The sequence below is a fragment of the Ruegeria sp. BHSB172 genome (assembly GCF_059613165.1).
Genome location: NZ_JBXWRZ010000010.1, coordinates 66,499 through 86,795, shown reverse-complemented (window position 1 = coordinate 86,795; position 20,297 = coordinate 66,499). Strand labels below are relative to the sequence as shown.

16 protein-coding genes and 1 tRNA gene are annotated in these 20,297 nt (G+C 59.9%); 9 read left to right on the top strand and 8 right to left on the bottom strand.

The genetic code is table 11. The annotated features are described in order from the left end of the window. A complete protein-coding gene (locus AC2FM3_RS07885) occupies positions 1 to 504 on the bottom strand; it encodes a protein-tyrosine phosphatase family protein (RefSeq protein WP_496680444.1) in 504 nt (167 codons plus the stop codon). 156 nt (positions 505 to 660) lie between these two features. On the opposite strand from AC2FM3_RS07885, the gene AC2FM3_RS07880 reads away from it, so the two are divergent. The 7 genes from AC2FM3_RS07880 to AC2FM3_RS07850 all read left to right on the top strand — a co-directional run bounded on the left by AC2FM3_RS07880 (position 661) and on the right by AC2FM3_RS07850 (position 6,447). Beyond that, the gene (locus AC2FM3_RS07880; RefSeq protein WP_496680443.1) at positions 661 to 2,415 is read left to right on the top strand and encodes a DNA polymerase III subunit gamma/tau; all 1,755 of its coding nucleotides are present in this window, start codon (positions 661 to 663) and stop codon (positions 2,413 to 2,415) included. Positions 2,416 to 2,501: 86 nt separating this feature from the next. After that, positions 2,502 to 2,846: a YbaB/EbfC family nucleoid-associated protein gene (locus tag AC2FM3_RS07875; RefSeq protein ID WP_170360889.1), complete on the top strand. Its 345-nt coding sequence runs from the start codon at positions 2,502 to 2,504 to the stop codon at positions 2,844 to 2,846. 46 nt (positions 2,847 to 2,892) lie between these two features. Further along, entirely contained in the window at positions 2,893 to 3,486 is a 594-nt protein-coding gene (gene recR, locus AC2FM3_RS07870; protein ID WP_496680442.1) for a recombination mediator RecR, read from the top strand. Between the two features lie 113 nt (positions 3,487 to 3,599). Continuing rightward, positions 3,600 to 4,190 carry a TetR/AcrR family transcriptional regulator gene (locus AC2FM3_RS07865; RefSeq protein ID WP_496680441.1) on the top strand — a complete coding sequence of 197 codons (591 nt, stop codon included), beginning with the start codon at positions 3,600 to 3,602 and terminating at the stop codon, positions 4,188 to 4,190. A 61-nt stretch (positions 4,191 to 4,251) separates the two neighbouring features. Continuing rightward, positions 4,252 to 4,665: an organic hydroperoxide resistance protein gene (locus AC2FM3_RS07860; RefSeq protein ID WP_496680439.1), complete on the top strand. Its 414-nt coding sequence runs from the start codon at positions 4,252 to 4,254 to the stop codon at positions 4,663 to 4,665. Positions 4,666 to 4,701: 36 nt separating this feature from the next. Further along, entirely contained in the window at positions 4,702 to 5,730 is a 1,029-nt protein-coding gene (gene curA / locus AC2FM3_RS07855) for an NADPH-dependent curcumin/dihydrocurcumin reductase (RefSeq protein WP_496680437.1), read from the top strand. 33 nt (positions 5,731 to 5,763) lie between these two features. Beyond that, complete coding sequence (locus tag AC2FM3_RS07850; RefSeq protein WP_496680435.1) at positions 5,764 to 6,447, top strand: type 1 glutamine amidotransferase domain-containing protein; 684 nt, start codon at positions 5,764 to 5,766, stop codon at positions 6,445 to 6,447. 62 nt (positions 6,448 to 6,509) lie between these two features. Here AC2FM3_RS07850 and AC2FM3_RS07845 read toward each other — a convergent pair whose 3' ends face one another. Beyond that, a complete protein-coding gene (locus AC2FM3_RS07845; RefSeq protein WP_496680434.1) occupies positions 6,510 to 8,489 on the bottom strand; it encodes a RiPP maturation radical SAM C-methyltransferase in 1,980 nt (659 codons plus the stop codon). Between the two features lie 6 nt (positions 8,490 to 8,495). Then, positions 8,496 to 8,777, bottom strand: a complete 282-nt coding sequence (locus tag AC2FM3_RS07840) for an Os1348 family NHLP clan protein (RefSeq protein ID WP_149776248.1) — start codon at positions 8,775 to 8,777, stop codon at positions 8,496 to 8,498. Positions 8,778 to 8,972: 195 nt separating this feature from the next. On the opposite strand from AC2FM3_RS07840, the gene AC2FM3_RS07835 reads away from it, so the two are divergent. Beyond that, a complete protein-coding gene (locus tag AC2FM3_RS07835; RefSeq protein WP_496680433.1) occupies positions 8,973 to 11,834 on the top strand; it encodes an ATP-binding protein in 2,862 nt (953 codons plus the stop codon). Between the two features lie 770 nt (positions 11,835 to 12,604). On the opposite strand, the gene AC2FM3_RS07830 is transcribed toward AC2FM3_RS07835, so the two are convergent. The 4 genes from AC2FM3_RS07830 to AC2FM3_RS07815 all read right to left on the bottom strand — a co-directional run bounded on the left by AC2FM3_RS07830 (position 12,605) and on the right by AC2FM3_RS07815 (position 17,515). After that, a complete protein-coding gene (locus AC2FM3_RS07830) occupies positions 12,605 to 13,783 on the bottom strand; it encodes a carbohydrate porin (protein WP_496680431.1) in 1,179 nt (392 codons plus the stop codon). Next, positions 13,780 to 14,529 (bottom strand): DUF3299 domain-containing protein, encoded by a 750-nt coding sequence (locus tag AC2FM3_RS07825; RefSeq protein ID WP_496680430.1) that lies wholly within the window; start codon positions 14,527 to 14,529, stop codon positions 13,780 to 13,782. The genes AC2FM3_RS07830 and AC2FM3_RS07825 overlap by 4 nt, the downstream gene beginning before the upstream one ends. A gap of 75 nt (positions 14,530 to 14,604) precedes the next feature. Next, on the bottom strand, positions 14,605 to 15,993 hold the full coding sequence (locus AC2FM3_RS07820; RefSeq protein ID WP_496680428.1) for a metal-dependent hydrolase family protein: 1,389 nt from the start codon (positions 15,991 to 15,993) through the stop codon (positions 14,605 to 14,607). 88 nt (positions 15,994 to 16,081) lie between these two features. Next, positions 16,082 to 17,515: an amidohydrolase family protein gene (locus AC2FM3_RS07815; RefSeq protein WP_496680427.1), complete on the bottom strand. Its 1,434-nt coding sequence runs from the start codon at positions 17,513 to 17,515 to the stop codon at positions 16,082 to 16,084. A 326-nt stretch (positions 17,516 to 17,841) separates the two neighbouring features. Here AC2FM3_RS07815 and AC2FM3_RS07810 point away from each other — a divergent pair, with 326 nt between their 5' ends. Continuing rightward, positions 17,842 to 18,729, top strand: a complete 888-nt coding sequence (locus AC2FM3_RS07810; protein WP_496680426.1) for a helix-turn-helix domain-containing protein — start codon at positions 17,842 to 17,844, stop codon at positions 18,727 to 18,729. Positions 18,730 to 20,178: 1,449 nt separating this feature from the next. On the opposite strand, the gene AC2FM3_RS07805 is transcribed toward AC2FM3_RS07810, so the two are convergent. Further along, a tRNA-Phe gene (locus tag AC2FM3_RS07805) sits at positions 20,179 to 20,253 on the bottom strand. Positions 20,254 to 20,297 lie beyond the last annotated feature (44 nt).

Sequence of the window (20,297 nt, the reverse complement as noted above, 5' to 3'; positions counted from 1 at the left end):
TCAGTCCGGGGTAGCAACCCGAGCCGGCGCCACGGCCCAAAGCAACTGCGCCTCGGTTTCCACGGCGCAGGGGCGAACGGCCCGCAGGCGTTTGAGCGCCGGTTCCGGGGCTTCGCCACATTCGATCATCAGGCGCAGAACGGCCATGCCGGATCGTCCACAGCCCCCCCGGCAATGCACCAGAACTCGCCCGCCGCCGCTCAGCGCATGGCGGGCGGCGGCGCTGACTGGCGGCCACTGGCCGTCAAATTCATCCCCCGGCGCCGAAAAATCGGCGACCGGCATATGCGCCCAGCGGCTAGCACGCCCTTGGATGTCCGATCCGAAATCTCCCGCCCCCACGGCGACCATCTCGGCCAGGGTCGTCATCGAGATCACAAGACCCGGCGCCCAGCCCCCGATCAGGTCCAGGTCGCCGCGGTAGTCGCCGCCTCCGCCGGGTATCGAGGTCAGGGCAAGCGAACCGCCCCCGACCTGCAGGGCATGAACAACCAGATTGGACATCGAAACCACCCCTCGGGAAACGCATCACTGAAAACTATTGGTCCAGTATGGCCCAACCAGCGCCACCGCCAAAGCGAAAAACCTGCACCGGCGCTGTGGACGCGGGGCACCGGGAACTCTACCCTGCATCGTCAGTACGAATCCGTCAGAGCAGACATGACCACACAGTCCAGCCCCGCCTATCAGGTTCTCGCCCGAAAATACCGCCCGGAAACCTTTGCCGACCTGGTCGGTCAGGATGCCATGGTGCGCACGCTGAAAAACGCGTTCGAGGCGGACCGGATCGCGCAGGCCTTCATCATGACCGGCATCCGTGGCACCGGCAAGACAACCACGGCCCGGATCATCGCCAAGGGCATGAACTGTATCGGCCCCGACGGCAATGGCGGACCAACGACCGAACCCTGCGGCCAGTGCGAGCATTGCGTGGCCATCATGGAAGGTCGCCATGTGGACGTGCTGGAAATGGACGCCGCCAGCCGCACCGGCGTGAACGACATCCGCGAGATCATCGACAGCGTGCGCTATCGCGCCGCCAGCGCGCGGTACAAGATCTATATCATCGACGAAGTCCACATGCTGTCGACCAGCGCCTTCAACGCGCTGCTGAAAACGCTGGAAGAGCCACCCGAGCATGTGAAGTTCATCTTTGCCACGACCGAGATCCGCAAGGTTCCGGTCACCGTGCTGTCGCGCTGCCAACGGTTCGACCTGCGTCGGATCGAGCCCGAGGTGATGATCGGCCTGCTGCGCAAGATCGCCACCGCCGAGGGCGCGGAAATCTCGGATGACGCGCTGGCCTTGATCACCCGCGCCGCCGAAGGCTCGGCCCGGGATGCGACCTCGCTGCTGGATCAGGCGATCAGCCATGGCGCCGGCGAAACCACCGCCGACCAGGTGCGCGCGATGCTGGGGCTGGCCGACCGGGGCCGCGTTCTTGACCTGATGGACATGATCCTGCGTGGCGATGCGGCCGGGGCCCTGACCGAACTGGGTGCGCAATATGCCGAGGGCGCCGACCCGCTGGCAGTGCTGCGCGATCTGGCCGAAATCACCCATTGGGTCTCGGTGGTGAAGATCACCCCTGACGCGGCAGAAGATCCGACCGTCTCACCCGATGAGCGCACCCGCGGACAGCAGATGGCCGAGGCGTTGCCGATGCGGGTGCTGACCCGGATGTGGCAGATGCTGCTGAAGGCGCTCGAGGAAGTCTCGGCCGCCCCCAACGCCATGATGGCCGCGGAAATGGCGGTGATCCGTCTGACCCATGTGGCCGATCTGCCCAGCCCGGAAGAGTTGATCAAGCGCCTTCAGGACAGCCCTCCGCCGCCCGTCGGCGGGCCGGGGGGCGGCGTTCCGGTCGCCGGAAACAGCGTCCCGCCCGTGACCGCGACGGCCTCGGCCCATGCGCCAGCCCCGCGTGGCGTGGGCGGCGCGCCGACGGCGGCGTTGGCCCAGGATGTGCAGACCGCGCTGGCGCGTTATCCAACTTTCGAGCATGTGGTCGAACTGATCCGCGCCAACCGCGACGTAAAACTGCTGGTCGAGGTCGAAAACGGCGTCCGCCTCGTCTCGTACCAGCCGGGACGGATCGAATTCACGCCCACCGAAAAGGCCCCCACCGACCTGGCCGCGCGGCTCGGGTCCGCGCTGCAGCGCTGGACCGGCAATCGCTGGGCGGTCTCGATCGTCTCGGACGGGGACGCCCCCACAATCGCCGAACTGCGCGACGCGGCCGAGCTGGCGCTGAAGGCCAAGGCCGAAGAACACCCTTTGGTTCAGGCGGTTCTGACACAGTTCCCCAAGGCCCGCATCACCCGGATCGAAACCCCTCAGGACCGCGCGGCCAAGGTCGAAACCGAAGCCCTGCCCGAGGTCGAGGACGAATGGGATCCATTCGAGGAAGACTAATCACCCGCGCAGAAGGCGCGCTGCCCTTGTGAAGGACGCAGACGGCCCGTATTTAGGCCGCAATTCGAATGACAGGAGACATACAGATGCTCAAAGGACTCGGCGGTCTGGGCGACATGGCCAAGATGATGAAATCCGCGCAGGAACTGCAGACCAAGATGGCGCAGATGCAGGAAGATCTGAACACCATCATGGTCGTCGGCGAATCCGGCGCGGGCTTGGTCAAGGCCACGGCCTCGGCCAAGGGCGAGCTGAAAGGTCTGGACATCGACCCGTCGATCTTCAACAGCGACGACAAAGAAGTGGTCGAGGACCTGATCCTGGCCGCCATCAAGGATGCGCAGACCAAGGCGGCCGAGCGGTCGCAGGAAGAAATGACCAAGCTGACCGAAAGCATGGGTCTGCCGGCGGACATCAAGCTGCCGTTCTAATCTTCGCCCCTCAAACCCCCGCCGCCAAAGCCACGCAGGAAAGGCCATGAGTTCGAACAGTGACATCGACGCCCTGATCGACCTGATGGCCAAGCTGCCGGGGCTGGGGCCGCGCTCGGCCCGGCGGGCGGTGCTGCACCTGATCCGCAAACGCGCCCTGCTGCTGACGCCGTTGTCGGACGCCATGCAGCAGGTCGCCGCCACCGCGCGCGAATGCCTGAACTGCGGCAACGTGGGCACCACCGACATCTGCGACATCTGCAATTCCGAAGACCGCGCCACCGGAGAGCTGTGCGTGGTCGAAGACGTGGCCGACCTGTGGGCGATGGAACGCGCAGGGGTATTCAAAGGCCGCTACCATGTGCTGGGCGGAACGCTCTCGGCACTGGACGGCGTCGGCCCGGATGACCTGCGCATCCCCCGCCTGCTTGACCGAGTGACTGCCGAAAACATCACCGAAGTGATCCTGGCCCTGAACGCCACCGTCGACGGGCAGACCACGGCCCACTACATCGCAGATCAGCTGGAAGGACAGGTCCGCCTGACCTCGCTGGCGCAGGGCGTGCCGATCGGGGGCGAGTTGGATTATCTGGATGACGGGACGATCACCGCAGCGCTGCGGGCGCGGAAGGAACTGTAAGGCTTCGAAATCCGTGCACTTTCTTCGTGGGCGATGACCCGACGTTACGTCATCTGGATTTTCATCCGTCAACCCACTAGACGACCGGTCTATTAACTGCCATCTCGTGACCCATGAGCACGCAACGCAAGGATACCCGGAAACAGATTCTGGCCGTGGGCCGCCGGCTGACCGCCGAGCGTGGGTTTGTCGGCGTCGGCCTGAGCGACCTGCTGAAAGAGGCCGGAGTTCCCAAGGGCTCATTCTACCATTACTTCGCCTCGAAAGAGGATTATGGCTGCGCGCTTCTAGAAAGTTTTGCCGACGATTACCGACAAGGGCTGGCGGACACGCTGAACAACCCCTCGCTGAACGCGCATGATCGATTCCTTGCCTATTTCCAGGGCTGGATCCGCAAACAGACCGGGCAAAACCCCGAAGAGCGCTGCCTGGTCGTCAAGCTTGCGGCCGAGGTTTCGGACCTGTCAGACAGCATGAGCGGTGTTCTGCAAAACGCCGTGGACGGCATCGTCGAGGCCCTGACCCAGACCCTGCGCGACGGCATCGCCGAAGGTTCGGTGGCCCGGCTCGAGGACCCGGCACTGACTGCGCGCGCGATCTATCACCAGTGGCTCGGCGCCAGCCTGGTCGCTGGCCTCTCCGGATCGGTCGAGCCGCTGGAATCGGCCATGAAATCAACCGCATCCGCGATACGCCCCATGTAAAAAATTTTGACCATATACTAGACGACCGGTCTATTAGAAAGCCGAAAACAGGAGCCTGCCCATGAAAATTCTCTACAAAACATCCGCAACGGCCACCGGTGGCCGGTCGGGGGTGACCGCGCTGGATGACGGCTCGTTGTCGATTCCGATGGTGCGTCCGGGTTCTCAGGCCGACGGCCACAACCCCGAACAGCTTTTTGCCCTTGGCTATGCCGCCTGTTTCGACAGCGCCATGGATTTGATGGCGAAATCGCTGGGGCTGGATGCAACCGGCGCCAGCACCACGGTGGCGGTCAGTTTGGGGCAGCGGTCGGATGGTGGCTATGGGCTGGACCTCGACATCACCGCGCATCTGCCCGGGCTGTCCGATGAAGGCGCCCGCAAGCTGGTCGAGGCGACGCATCAGGTCTGCCCATATTCCCGCGCCACACGCGGAAATATCGACGTGCGCCTGCATGTCGATACCAACGCGTGATCACGCACTCAACGCAATCCACAGGACCGACACGACATGTCTGACACCAGAAACCGCCAGATCGTTCTGGCCGAGCGCCCCAAGGGCGAACCCGACACCAATACGCTGCGCATGGTCGAAACGGATATCCCCGAACCGGCCGAGGGGCAGATGCTGCTGCGCACGGTTTACCTGTCGCTGGACCCCTATATGCGCGGACGCATGAGCGACGCCCCCTCCTATGCACCGCCGGTCGAGATCGGCGGGGTCATGGTGGGCGGCACCGTGGCGCGCGTGGTCTCCTCGAAGATCGACGGGTTTTCCGAAGGTGACTGGGTGCTCAGCTTCAATGGCTGGCAGGACTATGCTCTGTCGGACGGCGAGGGCGTGCTGAACCTCGGCCAGGCGCCCTCGCATCCGTCCTGGGCGCTTGGGGTGCTCGGCATGCCGGGCTTTACGGCCTGGGCCGGCCTGACGCAGATCGGCGCGCCGAAACCCGGTGAGACCATCGTGGTCGCCGCGGCGACCGGGCCGGTCGGGGCCACGGTCGGCCAGATCGGCAAGATTCTGGGCTGCCGCGTCGTTGGTGTGGCCGGTGGCTCCGAGAAATGCGCCCATGCGGTGGACGAGCTGGGTTTCGACGCCTGCATCGACCACAAGGCCCCTGATTTCGCCGAGCAGCTCGGCCAGGCCGTTCCGGACGGCATCGACATCTATTTCGAGAATGTCGGCGGCAAGGTGCTGGACGCGGTGATCCCAAACCTCAACCCCAAAAGCCGCATCCCTGTGTGCGGGCTGGTATCGCAATACAACGCCACCGCGCTGCCCGAAGGGCCGGACCGGATGAACTGGTTTCTGGGTCAGGTCCTGCGCAAGCGGATCACGGTGCAGGGGTTCATCATCTTCGAGGATTTCGGCCACCTCTACCCCGACTTCGCGGCTCAGATGGGTGACTGGGTCAATTCCGGCCGCGTCAAGTACCGCGAGGAAATGATCGACGGGCTGGAAAACGCCCCCAAGGCGCTGATCGGCCTGCTGCGGGGCGAGAATTTCGGCAAACGCGTGATCCGCGTTGCGCAAGACTGACAGCTTCAGACAAGCCAAACGAAAGGAAAAGCAATGAAGATCCTCATGGTTCTGACGTCTCATGACCAACTCGGCGACACGGGCCGCAAGACCGGCTTTTGGCTGGAAGAGTTCGCGGCCCCCTATTACGTGTTCAAGGATGCCGGGGCCGAGATCGTGTTGGCCTCGCCCAAGGGCGGGCAACCGCCCATCGACCCGGCCAGCGACGAAGACGCCGCGCAGACCGATGCCACCCGGCGTTTTGCGGCAGACACGGACGCGCAGGCCCAGCTGGCATCGACCCGGCGCCTGTCGGAAATCGACGCCGAAGGCTTTGACGCAATCTTCTATCCGGGCGGCCACGGCCCGCTGTGGGACTTGGCCGAAGACGCGGACAGCAAGCGCCTGATCGAAACCTTCGTCGCGACGGATCGCCCGGTCGGCGCCGTCTGCCACGCGCCTGCGGTCTTCAGGCACACCACCGCCCAAGACGGAAAGCCGCTGGTCTCGGGACGCCGCGTCACCGGGTTCTCGAATTCCGAAGAGGCGGCCGTGGGACTGACCGACATCGTACCCTTCCTGCTCGAGGACATGTTGAAGGCCAATGGCGGGCATTACGAAAAAGCCGACGATTGGGCCCCGTTGACGGTGAGCGACGGGCGCCTTGTCACGGGCCAGAACCCGGCCTCATCCGTGGGGGCCGCCCAAGCCGTCCTGACCCTGTTGAACGGAAACTGACCGGAGCACCGCCCCTGCGGCAGATGCGCTGCGGGGGCGGGCATTCGTCGGGCAACCCTGCCTCAGCCGTGCTGCGGGACCGTCGGACCGGGCGCTGGTGCCGAGCGGCTCTCGGGCGCGAATTCCTGCGGTCGTTGTGCGGCGAAGGCGTGTTGGGGCGTTGCGCGAATATCTGCCCAGTCCGGCGCACGCGAAAAGCCCGGCGTTCTGAGAACCAGACACAATACCGAACTGCCCTCGGCATGGATCAGCCCGGCGCGCTGTAACCGTTCAAGGGCCTTCTCGACGGCTTTGGCGTCGTACCTGCCCATCAACCGCTTGTGCAACAGATCGACCCCCATGATTGTCGGGCACAGGTCCAGAATGGATCGTTCGACCTCGGACAGGGTATGGGTGACCGGGCGTTCGGGACGACGGGAATCCACGACACGATCGCCATCGAAATAAAGCGCCGCCGCGCTGGCCTGCCAATCCTTCAGGCTGTGCAGCACCGGCTGCGCGCGCCGATCTGCCGGGGCTGAACCGTCCTCGAGAATGTCGAAATGATAGGCGTGATCCCACAAATCTTCGGCCGGAACCGCATAGACATGCGCATAGGGCTTTGCCGGCGCGACCTTGATGCCAAAGGCTTCGGGGCGTTCGAAATAGGGGCTGAAACGATCCGCCCGCACCGGCCCGACCGAACCCGGCGGCTGCAGGTGCGCAAGCAATGGGATCAGACGGGACAGGTTGTGGAACGTCTCAGCGGTCTCGCAGGGAAAGCCGTACAGAAAGCACCATTCGACGAACACGCCCGCCTCGGCGCACAGCTTGAGCGTCTGGATGTTCTGAATCCCGGAAACGCCCTTTTTCATGTGCATCAGGCTGGCCGTATCAAAGGTCTCGATCCCCGGCTGAACCTTGCGTATGCCGGCATCGGCCAAGGCTGCTATCACTGACGGGGACAGGTTCGACTTCACCTCGTAATGCATCAGAAACGGGCGTTCGTCGCGCGCAAGCCGCGGGATCAACGTCTTGAGATAGCGATGGTCCAGAATGTTGTCGACGACCACGATGTCAGGCCCATACAGGTCGGCCAGGTGGCGGAACTCGGCAAGCGCCCGGTCCGGGGACTTGCTGCGATACGCCATCGTCTGACCGTTCAGGCCGCAGAACGTGCAATGGTGCTTGGCGCCCCACCAGCACCCGCGTGACGTCTCGATCGTGGCCGAAGGCGTCAGGATGTCGGACAATCCCGGTGTCTGTTCGAACCGATCGAAGAACGCGCTGAAATCCGGGATCGGCAAGGCATCGAGATTTGCCGTCAGACGTGGCGGCTGCCCAGGGCGGTCATACCGCAGGTCCGAGCGCGTCAACATCCCGCGAACGGCGGGCAGGTCGCGCCGGGTTCGCACCTCGTTGAGAAATTCAGCAAAGGCTTGCTCGCCTTCGCCCTGGCACACGGCATCCAGTTCGGGGTGTGCCCGCAAAAGCGCCTTGCCCAGCGACCCCTCGCAATTGGCACCCCCCATGACGATCACCAGGTCGTCGGATCGTTTTCTGAGGGCTCGCACAAGCGCGACCGACGCCATCACCTGCTGGAACGACGATGTGATCCCGACCACGGTCGGAGCGCATGCCATCACCTCGTCGGCGCACCGCTCCACAAAATCCCGCGTCAGTTTTCTGGCTGCCAACGCGCTTTGCACATGGGTCAGCCACTCGACCCCCTCGACATGGTTGCCCAGGACATCCAGCAGATAGGCCATCGCATCCGGCTCGGGGCGCGGATAGACCAGATCACTGAACAACCACTCTCCCAAGAGGGCCTGATAGACCTTGCCGTCCGACAGCAGGAAATAGTCGTCAAGGCCGATGGTTTCGGCAAAGTCGAAGCTGAAGTATTTTTCCGTGGTCGCGACCCCGGCGTCCCTGGCCATGGTCGCCAGCAGCGATATCCCCAGCGCGGGATGCTGCAGCGACGAAAACGGCATCGACACCAGGCACAGACGATGAAGCGCCGCAGGTTGCGACGTCACACGACCCGGCGGCGTCTCGCTCATGCGGGATTACGCGCAGCGGGGGCGAAGCACACCGTCGGATGTCTGTTCGTAGGCCGCCTTGATGTCCTGCATCGCGGTCTTCAGATCCGATTCTCCGGCAAAGACCGAACTGATGGCGCCCAGAAGCTTGCGCGCGTGATCGTCCTGATCCAGCGTGATACCAAGACGGTCCACGACCTCTTCGGGGTTCTTGATGAACGCGTTGCGAAACGCCTCGTCCAGCACCCCACGCCCGATGATGGTCTGGACGTCTTCCAAAGTCAGTCCGCGAGTATGGTGATCGGTCATTTCTGTCCCCAATTTCTTAAAACCATGGGCAACTCGTATAGTGTTATTGGAGAAAATTCAATGATTAAGCACCATGCGCCCTCCTCCGATCCCAGAGGCGACTGCGCCGCTGATGTAAGGTCGGCCGTACGGATCGGGCTGGATTAATCCGGGCGGACCAGACATACTCACGTCCGACCGGGGGAGCCTTCGAGAATGCGGAGTCGAGTACAGATCGAGCCGACCGAGCGCCGAATGTGTTCGGTTCTTTTTGCTGACATCGTGCGTTCGACCATGATCATCGGCGATCTGGACCCCGAAGATGCGGTCAGCCATCTGGGGCCGGTGATCGAACAGATCATGACCATCTGCGAAAAGCACGGCGCGACCACGCTGTTCACAGGGGACGGCGCGCTGGCGGTTTTCGGCTCGCCCCAGGCCGACGAGGACCACGCCGCAAAGGCGATTGCCAGCGCGCAGGAGATCATCCGCCAGATCGCCGGGAAGGGAGATCAGAGCCCCGACGTCCGCATCGGAATCCACGCCGGCGAACTGCTGGTCAGCGATCTGCAGCACACCCAGGGACACGAGCAGGCCTTTCTCGGGCCGGTCATGAACATCTCGAGCAAAATCGAGGCCGCAGCCCGCAAGAACGTGGTGACGGTCTCGGAAACGGTCATCCAAAGCGTCGGAACCCTGTTCGACCATGTACCCGCCGGCGAATTGCAGATCGACGGACGCAACAAGACGCTGAAACTGTTCGAGATCAAGGCCCGAAACGAACAACGGTCCCGGTGGGCATCGCTGGCGCGTCGCGACCGCTCGCCCCTGGTCGGGCGCGAGGCCGAAATGGCCCGGCTGCGCGAAGCCTGGTCCAGGGCCTGTCAGGGTGAAGGCAACTCGGTCCTGCTGCTTGGCGCGGCGGGGGTCGGAAAGTCGCGCCTGACCCACGAACTTGTGGAAAACATCGCGCCCGAGGCGTTCGACCTATGGGAGTTCAATTGCTTCTCGCTGGATCAGACGGCCGCCTATCTGCCAATCATCCGCGCCTTGAACGCCCGCATGAAACTGTCCGACTGCCAATCCGACACCGAGTTGGAAGCGAAGCTTTCAAAGGGGATCGGCAACACCAGATTCCTGGACAAACACACCAGACAGGCCCTGTTTTCGATCTTTCGCCGCGCCCGGACCGAAGTCGAACAGGCCGCCGGCGACCCGTCGCGCCGGCGCCGCAAGCTGAACGACATCCTGTCTAGGATGATCCTGTCGACCCGGAAAGAGAAGCCGCTTCTTCTGTTGTTCGAGGATCTTCACTGGGCGGACCAGGGCACATTGGACGTGGTTCAGGAGTTGCTTTCAAGCATCTCCTTCCTGCGGGTTCTCGTGGTGCTCACTTCGCGCAACGCGACGCCCTTCACAAGCGATCAGAAAGGCAGGCTGCAGCTGCTTCCGGTCCCCCCGCTCGGCGAGGACGACTGCCGGGAATTGATTTCGCGCCTGTTGGGGCCACGAGGCGACGACGGCCGCTTGCGCGACTTCGTCGACACCATGAGCGGTCGCACCCCGTTGTTCGTCGAGGAATTCGCCCACCATCTGCGAAACCGTCTGGACCGGACACAAGGCAACGAAAGCCTGCACCGCAACCTTGCCGATCTGGAAGTACCGGCCCGCGTCCAGCCTCTCATCGCGTCCAGGATCGACACGCTGGACAGTGAGAACAAAAAGGCGCTGCAGGTTGCCGCGGTCGGCGGTCTGCGCTGGACATGGAGTACGCTGACCGAGACACTTCAACGACTGGGCTTTGAAGCCCGGCCTCGGCTGACGGCCCTGATCGAAGGCGGTTTTCTGGAAACCTACGGCCCTGCGGAAAACCAGCAGATCCGGTTCAGTCACGCGCTGGTGCAGAAAGTCAGCTATCGCAGCATTCCGCGACTGCGCCGATCGCGCCTGCACCGGGCCATCTTTGAGGCCCTGCACGCCGGTGCAGACACCGATGATCTGGAATTCGCCCAGGCCATCGCCCGCCATGCCGATCAGGGTGAGCTGTGGCAGGAAGCAACCGAAGCCTATCTGCGCTGCGGCGAGCTTGCCAGCCGACTGTTCTCGTTCGAGGCGGCGGTTTCGTATTTCGACAACGCGCTGCGTTGCGTCGGCAGGCTGAAGGCCGAGACCGGGTCTCAGAACGTGTACGAGCTTGAATTGCGGGTTCGCCGGGGCCTGCGCGTCTCGCTGGTGGCCAGCGGTAATTTCCGCCGCATTCTCGAGATCTCGCACGAGGCAGAGAAATTGTGCGATGACGCGGGGGACAGGGTCTCGAAGATCACGTCGCAGATCGATCAGGGGATCATGACGACGATCCTGTTCGATATTCGTGACGCGCGCCGAATTTCGCAACGCGCTCTGGACAGCGCGACCGAACTGGGCGATGCCCGGCTGCAGGCCAACGCGGCCTTTGCCTTGGCGCAGGCCGCCTGGTTCCACGGGGATTACGAAAGCGCGAAAGCGGCGATCGACCATCATGCCGGTCTTTTCAAGAATGAGTTCCGCACCGTCGAAACCGGAACGACCGGATCGATTTCAGTGCTGGGACTCGCAACGCGGGCAAACGCCCTGAGCATGATGGGCCAATTCGACAAGGCCGAAGACGACATCCACGAAGCGCTGGAAATCGCGGGCGAGACAGGCAAGGTGTATGACCGCAGCTTCGCCCTGATCGCGCGCGGGATCAATTGCTGGAAAGCAGAAAACGACGCGCGTGCGGCAGAGGCATTGCGCACGGCACTAAAGATTTCCATTGAGGCCGGGATCGATGTTTTGAGTTGCTTTGCAGCAGCGCCGCTCGCCCGTGTGCTGGCCCGAAACAGAGACTTCGCGAATGCGCGACTTGTCCTGACCAAAAGCCTCGGCCTTGCACGGGAAATGCAGATGGAAGCATTCGTCGCCTGGCTGTTGAGTGCCGAGATTCGGGTTTTGCAGGAAGACGGTCAAGGCGGCGAAGCCGAAGAGGTTGCCGCTGAACTGGCTGACCTTTGCCGACAGAACGGATATTTCGGATGCGACCCAACCTTGCTTCCTTGACGGGGTTTAACCAGTGTCATGCGCTCCACATGGTGATCCTCCACTGAAGTGGTCCACCGCTATGTTTGGGATAACTGAGGATGGAGTTCACACCGTTCCTGGTCCGGTGAATGCTGACGTCAGACAGCCGGGTCGATCGATGGGCCTCTAGCCGCCACTGGCTATCCAGACTGCCAGAAGCACGGCCATCAGAGCGACATGCCGCGAGCCGTTTCCGAGAAGGCCGAGGCGGCGCTCCCGTCCGTGTTCCGCGCGACCGAGATCGAGGAATAAACCCGGCAGTGCATCGCGACCTTTAGGAGGCGATTCTGGTGGCACCGGGTATTGCACGGCAGGTCCAGGTCTCGGCGAGACAGGTCTGCCCGTGCTTTGCCCCGAGATGCACCACGTGGATTTGTTGCCCCGAGTCGCGGTTCGACCAATACCAGCACTGAAGCGCAGCGCTCAAAGTGGCAGATTTCTGTCTTATTTCATAGGCTTGAAATGGTACCCGGGGGCGGAATCGAACCACCGACACGAGGACTTTCAATCAAGTTTCCAGACTTAATTTCAATAGGTTATGATAAAATGCATCATTTTGTGTATAACTTCTGAATATCGCAGAGGCGAATTTAGCTTAAGGTATTGAAAATTACATTAATAATCCTGGGCCAAAGAAAGATTTGAATACTTGTTCAGTCGCCCATCCTGCCTCCATCAGTCCACCGAGAACATTCACCTAACAATACTCCCATAACTGCTTTGATTTCAGTTACTGCTTTCGGCCCGCATCAGAAAACGATCCGGGTTCTTAGACCGAACAATGTAATGTTATCCTGATCAGGGTTCAGAAGCGGGTTGGATATGAATTGTATCGACGGTGTGATCTGCAGTCCGGGTGAGATTGAAAAGCGATAGAATGCTTCAAGCGTGAACTGATCGCCGTCTATGCCTCTTGCCTCAGCCCAGTTCAGACCCAGCCCTGCCAAATCGGTATTGCGACCGTAATAGCCGACACCGGCAGAAATGGACCGATCATAGAGTGCTGCCGTACCTTTTGAAGCCCCAGCCCGAAAGAATGGCATCCACTTATTGTCAACAAACCATGCGGCGGAAAACGCGGCGCCGTAATCCTCTGGACGGCTACCATCATCCGCCGCATCCGCATGCCAGAGTGTCAGATGGATATTGTCGAAGTAGATGCGATCAAAGCCAGAAGTGTAGCCGATTTCGAGTGATTTGAATAAATTTCCATCGCTGAACACATCAAAGTTTGGATCAGACGGGTCGGCATTTGCGTCTGAGACGCTCGCGACGGCGTACAGGTTATCGCTCAGCTTTATCCCACCGGCAATGCCAATGCCTTGGTTGGGCGTGTTTATCGTCGGGTTGGTGTTGAAGGACAGGTTTTGGAAACCACTATAGGGGCTTACCAACCCGTAAATATCCACAAAGTCGGTTACATCAATCTGCCCGACTTGCAGCGTCCACGAACCGTTCTCGGCCCTTTGTGTCCAGAACAGGTTGGTCAACAACAAACCATTATCGTTGAAGGCTGTCCCTGTGATCGAAAGCGCTCCGCCATCCAGCCCAAGAAACTGTGGGGCAACATCGGTATAGCTGTGCCGGTCTTCGATCTTGAATGTCAGAGAACCCCGTTCAATTGCCTGCCAACTGCCGTAGAAACGAGCGATTCCACTTGCGGCTTCACCAGTTCCCAAATCAGCGTTCGTGGTTTGGCCCAATGCCAGGTAATCCAAGTTGAACCGGAACCCACCCTCAGCAAGCCGGTCTTTCCACTGAAACCAGCCCGGCGCGATATTGCGCGGAAAATCGGAACGATATTGTGGGTCGGTCAGCCCATCTCCGGGCTCCAGATCAGCTTCGACCGAAGAAGGCCCGGACAGTCCTTGCGCCGAGGCGGCGCCAGCAACCGCAACACTCAATGCGACAACGAGAAGTCTTATCATTCCGACGCCTTTGCCCCGCCGGTCTTGCGATGACCCGCTGCTAAGATGCGACCAGCAATCGATGCCGCCCAATCATTTGTTGTTGGCGTGCTGGCCATCAGGTCTCGCATCGTTTCAGTCTGCGAGACCTCCAAAACATAGCTGGAGCTCATTGGCACATTGCCGTCTACGATGCGGAAAGTATAGTTTGTTTCTTCAATTGACAGTTTGCCTGTCAGCCGCACCGGTTCGTGCATAGTGCTGGGGCTCCAGTCGTCAACTACTCGCGCCCGGATCATCTGATTGGCGTTTGGCGGTGGGGTATGGCTGCACATGCCGCGTATGGGAACGAGGTAGACAACAGTGGTCCCTTCCGCTTCGACAGGCGCTGGGATAGCGTAACCCGCCAATGTAACGATTTGTCCATCAAGCTTCGGATTAGCCGCTGTTGCTGCTTTCTTGCGCCGGTCGGCAACGATCCAGCGTTGGTCGATCAGCCAATCTGCATCAATCCCGTCTTCAGACAGTTCCTCAAGTGCCGCATTGATTTTTGCGGCACCGTCGGCCATCTGAGCCTCGCTGAGATTGGCGTCGTTCAGCAGCTCTCTGTTTCGGACGATCGTCCGCAAGGATTCGATCTGTTGATAGTTTAAATCCTCAAAAGGATCCTCATAGGTTTGCGCCGACGGATCGATCAGATCCTCCCAAGCGATCTGCTCAGCCGTAGCGGGCGCGGCGAGCGGAACAAACAGCGTCAGAAAGCTCATAGTCAGCAAACGATGCATCTCTTTCTCCAAAAATGTTTCGCTGGGCGGCCGAGGTAAAAAAGCCGCGGAAGATCATCAGTTCAGCGTGTTTTTATAAATAACGCCGTCCTTCATGATCAGTCTTATTGTCGGGATGTCACGGGGACGCGGCTCGGCATCGTACCATTTCTCGTTTCCGCCGATCACACCTATGTCTTCGAGGGGATTTCCATCGACAATCAGGATGTCGGCGTATGCGCCTTCTTTGATAACGCCAAGTGGACCCTCAAGATACGGATTTGCCTTGCCGGAAAACGCCATGAGCTCGCCTGCCGACGATGTCGCGGCAACCAGCATTGCGTGATTGCCGAAAAGCTCAGCGTGAAACCACTTCTCGTAGTCGAGTTGCGTCCTTAGCAACTCGCCCGTCGCGAACACGACATCAGTCTGGAAAGCCATCTTCGGTCGGATCGCCTTGACGTTCTCGACAAAGTCCTTGGCTAGGTCGGTCGCGAGCGCCAGCTTTGCCTGGTTCTCCGGGCTCTGCAGCCCAGGGTTTTGTTCGAGATACGGTGATATTCCGGTCATCTGCGACACAAGGAATACGTCATTATCCTTCATCAGCTGCAAGGTCTCACGGCTCGCAAAAAAACCATGCTCGATACTTCGCACACCGGCATTTACAGCTCGACGGATCCCCTCGTCGGAGAAGACATGCACGGCGACATAAGTATCCCAGTCGGCCGCTACGCGAACTGCAGTTTCGATCTCTTCAGGAAGAAACTGAAGCGTATGCAGGGGATCAAGAATCGACGCAACGCCGCCCCCCGCCATAAGTTTGATTTGGGTTGCTCCTTGGGACAGGTTTTGCCGGACCGCTGCGAGGACGGCATCCTCGCCGTCGGCCACAGTCGTGATGCCGAGGCGCTGAGCGTTGCTGTCATTCGGAAAAGGAGGCAGGTTCGGGTTCCGCTGCGAGCCGAAGCGCAAATCTCCGTGGCCGGATGTCTGCGACACGAATGCGCCGCTCGGGTAAATCCTCGGTCCTTCGACGAGGCCGGCATCGACCGTCTTCTTCAGGCCAGAGCCGCCACCGCCCATCTCACGAACGGTTGTAAAGCCACTGTAGAGATATTCGTTGGCCATATGTGCGGCGCGCGGGCCGATCTCGTCCCACATGCCACTCTCCATACCAGCGACACCGCCGGGCATATTCATGTAAAGATGAGTGTGCGCGTCGATCAGGCCGGGCATGAGGGTGCGGCCTTCACAATCAATGACTTCGGCACCCACGGCCGAGAGCGACGCATCCCCGATGGACGCGATAAGATTTTCTTCGATCAACACGTTGCGGCCTTTGGCGAGGCTGTCCGCGACACCGTCGAAAACGTTGCAATTGGTGAACAAAAGCTGTCGCGGCTCATCTTGAGCGATCGCGCCTGAGGCGAGTGCAAACGACAGTACGACAATGAGAGGTTTTCGCATTGCGGTCCCCTGCAAATTTTCTGTTGAGCTTCTTTTGACCGCGGGGCGGCCGAGGTAGAAACCGCCCCGCGCGATCCAGATCAGATGATCATGGATAGACTTGCGGCTCACGAACCGCCGGGCGGTACATAATGCTGTCGCTCTCGACCAGCGTGTTCTTGTAGGCGCGACCATCCTTCATCACGAGTTGCAGCTTGCTCTCATCGAGGATCAGGTTGATGTCTTCCAAAGGATTACCGTCCCAGATCAGGATGTCGGCATAGCTGTCCGGCGCGATCCGGCCGAGGTGATAGGTCGGATAGGGATCTTTGGGCCCGGACCATTTCAGCACGATACCCGCGTTGCCCGTGTAGTGCTTCAGCGCCTGTGCCGGGCTGAACCCGACCGACGTGGGGCACACGATGTCCTCCTTGATCTTCTCAACCAGGCCGGGGCTGAACATGTCCGAGCCTCCGATGATGAACATGCCATAGTCGTTCATCCACTTGGACATGGCGCGTACGCCTTCGCCAACCGCCACGCCCTTGAGCTTCTGCTCGTGCGTGAAGAAGGCCGGCATGCTCTCGTAGGATCCGAAGGTATTCACGCTGACATAACACTGGAAACTCCAGACGATGTCTTTCGTTTCGTTGTATTTCGCCACCATGCGCTTGACCATGTCCTCCGAGATCAGGAAGCCATGCTCGAACGAGCGGGTGCCGAGCCGCAGGTGCCGGTCGTAGCTCTCGTCGTGATAGGCATGCACGGCGACATAGGTGCCATTGTCCCTGGCGATCTCGACGGCCCGGGCGACCTCGTCCTCGGCAAGCCCGAGGATCTCGAGCGGATCGAATTCGCTGGCCACGCCGCCGCCGCCCATGACCTTGAGAAACGCAGCGCCGCGCCGGAAGTTCAGGCGCGCCGCGCGGGTCACATCATCGACCCCATCGGTCACCCATGTATTCGACGTCAGCTGCCCCATGTCCTGACCGTTCTCAAGCGTGGCCGGCGGCACGTTGCGCCCCGCCCAGTCGCTGTGACCGCCGGTCTGGCCGATAGCGCCGCCCGACGAGTAGACACGCGGCCCCCGGACCAGGCCCATGTCGATGGCCTTGGCAATATCCAGTGGATCGCCGGCGATGTCCCGAATCGTGGTGATCCCCTTCATCAGCATGTGATCGTTCATGTACTGAAGCGCGATGGCACCGCCCGCCGCATCGTCCCAGCGGGTCTGATAGGCGGCCGTCCCCTCCGGCGGGTTCAGCATCACGTGCTGGTGCATGTCGATGAAACCGGGCGTCATCGTCTTGCCACCGACATCGACGACAAATGCGTTCGGCGCATCGATGGGGTCGGTCGAAACCTGCGTGATCGCGTTGCCTTCCACCAGCACGTTCGCCCCCATGATCAAATCGGGGCTGAAACCGTCGAACACGTTTGCATTGGTGAACAGAATCGGCGGCGGCGTATTTTCCTGCGAAGCCGCAGGTGACGCGATCGCCAGCACTGCAACGACCGCCGTTGCGGTTATTGTCTTGGACATGATTTGTCGGACTCCCCTGGTCTTGTTTCGGCATGTGGGAGCCTCGGCCGATCATCGATTACTTTTTTTGAGTGTCTCGCGCACAGAAAAATCATAGGCGGCAATGTTAGCTCCTCGCACGAAAAGCGTACTAGGCGTGAAAGAGGCCGCCTAACAGTTTTTCGGTTTCAGGATGAAATGGTAAATTTGAGGTCGCAAAATGGTAAATGCCTTGCGATACTACGTCGTGTGCGCTCTGATGATGGCGGAAGGTGTTGGTCGCAGTCGTAAAACTTAGGTACGCGCTGAACTTCGCGATTGCCTGCGAAGACGCTGGCTGTGACCCAATGAAACTCCTGCAAGCTGTCGATATCGACGAACGTATGATACAAGAACCGGAGCTGATGATCGCGGAGCACCAGCTCTGGACAATCGCAAGCGAAGCCGCGACGAGCACCGGAAAATTCGACATCGGCTTTGATGCCGGATCCGTTTCCAGCGTGCAGATGCATGGCGCCCTGCGGCAACTTTATGATCAGAAAACACTTTTCGAACGCTTGGTCACCTTCTGCAAAATGGCGAAGCTGGAATACAGCAGAGCCGATTTCTTTGTTCGACCGGTCTGGAATGGTCTGGTTTTCGGCCGCAACGCCATTGCCGGCGATCGCGAGCAGGTCCGGCAGGTTGAACTCTATGTCCTTCAACTCATGCTAGAAACCATCCGGAGTGCACTGGGACCGTCCTGGGCTCCGAAGCGGCTGAACCTACAGTCGGATCATCACCCCGACCTCGAATGGCTGGCCCAATCCGCGGAAGCAAGACTTCGGTTTAATCAGCCGGTCACGGAAATCCACATCGAACGCGGGGAAATGGTTTCAGAGGCGGTCATTTTGCCCGATCCTGACACACATGATCAGATGGTTCCCACGACGCGCGCCATTGCCGCGCTGGTCTGCACCTACCTCTACGATCCACGCTTGTCACTACAATTCATCGCGCGGTTGCTTGGCCTAAGTGACCGTCACCTGCAGCGCGATCTTCAAAAAGAAGGGACCAGCTTTTCCGAAATTCTGTCCCGGGAACGGACAAAAGCCGCAATAGACATGCTGAAGGTGCCGGAGTTAACGATATTTGAGATATCGAAATCCTTGGGTTACTCCAACCAGGCGCATTTCACGCGAGCTTTCATCAGAAGCACAGGAATGACACCATCTCAATTCAGGAGAGGCGTCTAAACTCAAAACATCTCTGCAACCAAGATCTGAAATTTCATTGGTTGGCAATGAGCTACGATTTTTTGGGCTGAATGCAGTAGTTGAGCGTGCACCGAATGCGGGCTCCGCATGATCGATGTTGGAGCTGCAATTTGGCTCTTAGGAAAAATTCTACCTTGCGAGCTTTTTCTGCCCTCAAGCCGATCAAACATACAACGCGTTTCCACAACTGGTGCTGACGAAGGGAGTAATTGGAAACAAAAGCAGACACCCGTCTACCGCAAACAATTGACCTGTTCGTCCGCATCTTGCTCGTTCGCCAATCTGACGCGCAATGTCAGATGACAAACAGCCATGCCCCCACATGACTGGAGCCACAACGCACCTCAGCAAAACCTGTTGCCCGCTGGTCCAAGAAATCCGAAGCCTTCTACAACAAACGCTGGTTTGTCGTTTACGGAGAGGGCAAGGCATGGCCGAGTATGTTGTTTTATAACGGGTTTCGACCGAACGGCAGGGGCGATCCGGCCTCGGGCTGGAAGCGCGGCGGACTATGGTGGAACAATTCCTGACACCCGCTGATCAGGTCATAGCCGAGTGTCTGACCGCGAGGGTTATGTGTCCAGCCGCATAGCCAGTGACACCACTGCGGCAGGAAAGAAACCGACCAAGGCGACAGCTCTCGCTGGTTCAACTTGATGACTACTGTCGCTGAGACTGTTGGCGATATTTGGGTTCACAAGGACGGGGACGAGCTTTGGTGGACGACCTCTTGAAGTGACGCACCTTCTTTCGAGAGGAAGACGGAACCCATCGAAAGTGGGCGTGACGTGGTAATTTGCCAAAAGCCCTGTGAGGCTTGGTCAAACAAGTCAAAGAAGGGCGTTCCACTGAGGTGGAACGAACTACACCCCAAGGCGAAAGACTTCTTGTCTACTGAAGCCACGCTACAGTCTCTCAGTCCTTTGTACCGAGACTACACGTTGGCGTTGATCGCCGGAGATGACCTAAGCCAGTGGCACGATACTCCACTATGGGCGAAACGAAGCGAAACCGCCAAGAAGGGGTATGCCCCGATCAAGTACGGGACGCAGGCGGATAAGATTGCGTACCAGCGAGCTTCGGAGCTCTTCGAAGCGGCAGATCCCGCTGAACGCATGGCCCGTAGGAGCGACAACGGCAGCTGTGCTGGGCGTTTTGCTTATTCCGTTGACCAGTTGAATAGCCCAGAAGCGTTGTAGTCGAACCACGCTAAAAAAAACGCTGTATTCGAGTGTGTTCCAAAACACGGTGGGGCAAAGACTGTGTTGGGATTGCTGTGTTCAACACATTGATTCCAAACACTGTGTCCAATACAGCTTTTCAACCCGCAAACCCCTCCATCAACGCACTTCAAAACTGTGCGATGAGTGTGTAAAGCACAAAGTTAAAACTGTGCGAGGACTAGTGTTCTGATTTTGCTTTAAAAAGTGGTGCCCGGGGGCGGAATCGAACCACCGACACGAGGATTTTCAATCCACTGCTCTACCCCTGAGCTACCCGGGCACGGGAACGGCGTTTGCCGTTGGGTGCAGGCCTTCTATGACTTG